General features: G+C 67.8%; 4 protein-coding genes. All 4 read left to right on the top strand.

Translation table 11 applies throughout. The annotated features are described in order from the left end of the window. Positions 1 to 779, top strand: a 779-nt coding sequence (locus AC1D01_RS24440) for an ABC transporter permease (RefSeq protein ID WP_477870966.1), incomplete at its 5' end; no start/stop codon positions are given. A 77-nt stretch (positions 780 to 856) separates the two neighbouring features. Further along, a complete protein-coding gene (locus tag AC1D01_RS24435) occupies positions 857 to 1,807 on the top strand; it encodes a substrate-binding domain-containing protein (protein ID WP_477870964.1) in 951 nt (316 codons plus the stop codon). Between the two features lie 24 nt (positions 1,808 to 1,831). Continuing rightward, entirely contained in the window at positions 1,832 to 2,830 is a 999-nt protein-coding gene (locus AC1D01_RS24430; protein ID WP_477870962.1) for a sugar phosphate isomerase/epimerase family protein, read from the top strand. A 13-nt stretch (positions 2,831 to 2,843) separates the two neighbouring features. Next, a partial coding sequence (locus tag AC1D01_RS24425; RefSeq protein WP_477870960.1) for a Gfo/Idh/MocA family protein occupies positions 2,844 to 3,834 on the top strand: 991 nt, incomplete at its 3' end.

Below are 3,834 nucleotides of genomic sequence, written 5' to 3'. Positions count from 1 at the left end.
GCATCGACCTGTCGGTCGGCTCGATGGCGGCGCTGATCGCCGGCAGCATGATCCTGCTGATGAACGGCATCGCCGCGCAGGTCGGCTCGCCGCTGCTGACGGTGGCGATCGGCATCGTGTTCGCCTTGGTGCTCGGCGCGGTCTTCGGCCTCGCGCATGGGCTGCTCGTCACGAAGGGCCGCATCGAGCCGTTCATCGTCACGCTGGGCACGCTCGGGATCTTCCGCGCCTACCTCACCTACTTGGCCAACGGCGGCGCGATCACGCTCGACGGCAAGCTCTCCGACGCCTACAGCCCGGTCTACTACGGCAGCCTGCTGGGCGTGCCGTTCCCGATCTGGGTGTTCGCCGCGGTCGCGCTGCTGGGCGCGCTGATCCTGAACCGCACCGGTTACGGCCGCTACGTGCAGGCGATCGGCTCGAACGAGCAGGTCGCGCGCTATGCGGCCGTCAACGTCGACCGCATCAAGGTGCTGACCTACATGCTGCTGGGCGTGTGCGTCGGCGTGGCCACCGTGCTGTACGTGCCGCGCCTCGGCTCGGCCTCGCCGACCACCGGGCTGCTGTGGGAGCTGGAGGCGATCGCCGCGGTGATCGTCGGCGGCACCGCGCTGAAGGGCGGCGAGGGCCGCATCACCGGCACCGTGGTCGGCGCGATCCTGCTCTCGGTGATCAGCAACATCCTGAACCTCACCAGCATCATCAGCGTGTACCTGAACGCCGCCGTGCAGGGCATCGTGATCATCATCGTCGCCTTCCTCCAGAGGGGGCGGCGTTAGTTCCCCGGCCGGCAACGGTCATGTTCCGCAGAGACCCCGATCGAGTCCCGATCGACACACAACAGGAGACGAGTTCCATGAAGTTCATTCCCCGCATCCTCGTGACGCTGGCGGCACTTGCCGCAGGCGCCACCGCCTTCGCCCAGGACAAGGTCGTGATGGGCGTGTCCATCCCGGCCGCCACGCACGGCTGGGCCGGTGGCGTCGTCTATTGGGCCAACCGCACCAAGGCCGAGCTCGAGAAGGCGCATCCCGGCCTGCAGGTGATCGTGAAGACCGCAGGCTCGGCCTCGGAGCAGGCCAACCAGGTGCAGGACCTGCAGACGGTCAACAAGATCAACACGCTGGTGATCCTGCCGTTCGAATCCGCGCCGCTGACGCAGCCGGTCGCGCAGGTCAAGGCCAAGGGCGTGTACGTGACCGTGGTCGACCGCGGCCTGACCGACACCAGCGCGCAGAACGCCTACGTGGCCGGCGACAACCCCGGCTTCGGCAAGGTGGCCGGCGAGTACATGGCCAAGGCGATGGGTGGCAAGGGCAACGTGGTGATCCTGCGCGGCATCCCGACGGTGATCGACAACCAGCGCGTCGATGCCTTCAACGCGGTGATGAAGGCGAACCCGGGCATCAAGGTGCTGGATGCCAAGCACGGCAACTGGAACCGCGACGATGCCTTCAAGGTGATGCAGGACTACCTGACGCGCTTCAAGCAGATCGATGCCGTGTGGGCCTCGGACGACGACATGGCGGTGGGCGTGCAGAAGGCGATCGAGCAGGCCAAGCGCAGCGACGTGAAGCTGGTGATCGGCGGCGCCGGCTCGAAGGACTACATCAAGAAGGTGATGGACGGCGACAAGATCGTCACCGCCGACGTGACCTACTCGCCCAGCATGATCGCCGACGCGATGAAGATGACCGCCGAGGCGCGGGTGAAGGGCACCGCGATGCCGGCGACCACGATCATCCCGTCGGTGCTGATCACCAAGGACAACGCGGCCAAGTACTACGTGCCGGACTCACCGTTCTGAACCACCTGATCTGAGGAGCTGACCATGCCCAGACCCGTCACCCTGTTCACCGGCCAGTGGGCCGACCTGTCGCTCGCCGAACTGGCGCCCCTCGCGAAATCGATGGGCTACGACGGGCTGGAGCTCGCCTGCTGGGGCGACCATTTCAATGTGCAGGAGGCGCTGCAGTCGGAACGCTACGTGGCCGACAAGCGCCGGCTGCTGGAGCAGCACGGCCTGCAGTGCTTCGCGATCGGCAATCACCTGACCGGCCAGGCGGTGTGCGACCTGATCGACGAGCGGCACAAATCGATCCTGCCGGCCCATGTCTGGGGCGACGGCGAGCCCGAGGGCGTGCGCCGGCGCGCCGCGAAGGAGATGCAGGACACCGCGCGCGCCGCCGCGAAGTTCGGCGCGAAGACGGTGACCGGCTTCACCGGCTCGTCGATCTGGCATGCGCTGTATGCCTTCCCACCGACGAACCAGGCGTTCTGGAACAAGGGCTTCGAGGACTTCGCAACGCGCTGGACGCCGATCCTCGACATGTTCGAGGAGGTCGACGTGAACTTCGCGCTCGAGGTGCACCCGACCGAGATCGCGTTCGACATCGCGAGCAGCCAGCGCGCGATCGAGGCGGTCAAAGGCCACCAGCGCTTCGGCTTCAACTTCGACCCGAGCCACCTGGGCTACCAGGGCGTCGACTACGTCAAGTTCCTGCGCACCTTCGGCCCGCGCATCCACAACGTGCACATGAAGGACGTGTGGTGGGGCAAGGGCGACGGCTCGGTCGGCGTGTTCGGCGGGCACACCAGCTTCGGCGACGCGCGGCGCTTCTGGGATTTCCGCAGCGTCGGGCGCGGGATGATCGACTTCGAGGGAATCATCGTCGCGCTCAACGACATCCGCTACCAGGGGCCGCTGAGCGTCGAGTGGGAAGACAGCCGCATGGACCGCGTGCATGGCGCGACCGAGAGCGCGGCGTTCTCGCGCCGGCTCGATTTCAAGCCGTCGGCGCGGGCGTTCGACGCGTCGTTCGAGAAGTGAGAAGGGGCTGCTGATGCGCAAGCTGCGATATGCGATGGTCGGTGGCGGCCGGGGTGCGTTCATCGGTGCGGTGCACCGCAAGGCGATGGCGCTGGATGGGCAGATCGAGCTGGTGGCGGGCGCGCTGTCGGCCGATGCCGAGAAGGCGCGGTCCTCGGGACGCGATCTCGGCCTGGCCGACGCGCGCAACCACGGCAGCTGGCAGGCGCTGCTCGACGACGAGCTGAAACGCCCGCGCGGCGAGCGCATCGATTTCGTCAGCATCGTGACGCCGAATCACGTGCACTTCGAGGTGGCGAAGGCCTTCACCGAGGCCGGCATCCACGTGGTGTGCGACAAGCCGCTGGTGCACACCAGCGAGCAGGCGCAGGCGCTGCTCGCGGCGCGCGAGCGCAGCGGCACGGTGTTCGGCGTCACGCACAACTACACCGGCTACCCGATGGTGCGGCAGGCGCGCGAGATGGTGCGCAGCGGAGAGCTCGGCCAGATCCGCAAGGTGATCGTCGAATACAACCAGGGCTGGCTCGCGACGCAGCTGGAGGCCGGCGACCACAAGCAGGCCGACTGGCGCGTCGACCCGGCGAGGAGCGGCATCGTCGGTGCGATCGGCGACATCGGAACGCATGCCGAGAACCTGGTGGCGAGCGTCTGCGGGCTGGAGATCGAGGCGCTGTGCGCGGATCTCACCGCCTTCGTGCCGGGCCGCCGGCTCGACGACGACGGCAACCTGCTGCTGCGCTACCGGGGCGGCGCGCGCGGCGTGATGATCGCGTCGCAGATCGAGATTGGCGGCGAGAACGACCTGCGGCTGCGGGTGTTCGGCACCCAGGGCTCGCTGACCTGGCACCAGGAGGATCCGAACCTGCTGGTGCATGCCTCGCTCGACGGGCCGAAGCGCCTGCTGACGCGCGGCTCGCCGTGGCTGGGCGACGCGGCGAAGAAGGCCTCGCGGCTGCCGACCGGGCACCCGGAGGCGTTCATCGAGGCGTTCGCGAACCTCTACC

Source organism: Rhizobacter sp. P3_B12 (assembly GCF_056402895.1).
Note: the sequence above shows the minus strand (reverse complement) of the source record. Positions and strands in the feature narration are given on the sequence as shown.